This window comes from Curtobacterium sp. MCBA15_007 (genome assembly GCF_001864905.1).
GTDB classification, from domain to species: domain Bacteria; phylum Actinomycetota; class Actinomycetes; order Actinomycetales; family Microbacteriaceae; genus Curtobacterium; species Curtobacterium poinsettiae.
Genome location: NZ_MJGM01000025.1, coordinates 1 through 206, shown reverse-complemented (window position 1 = coordinate 206; position 206 = coordinate 1). Strand labels below are relative to the sequence as shown.

The 206-nt window shown below is 57.8% G+C and carries 1 rRNA gene; it reads right to left on the bottom strand.

The annotated features are described in order from the left end of the window. Positions 1-14 precede the first annotated feature (14 nt). Positions 15-131: ribosomal RNA gene (gene rrf / locus BIU95_RS12245) — 5S ribosomal RNA — on the bottom strand. Between the last annotated feature and the right edge of the window lie 75 nt (positions 132-206).

Below are 206 nucleotides of genomic sequence, written 5' to 3'. Positions count from 1 at the left end.
TGTTACTACGTTAAGTCCGGCGGCGTCCTACTCTCCCACAAGGTCCCCCTTGCAGTACCATCGGCGCTGAGAGGCTTAGCTTCCGGGTTCGGAATGTGACCGGGCGTTTCCCTCTCGCTATGACCACCGGAACACTCTCGACCAGATCATACATTGGTCTCAAAGCTGTCCCAGCTACTGCCTTCCGTGAAGAGGGCAGAGCGGTG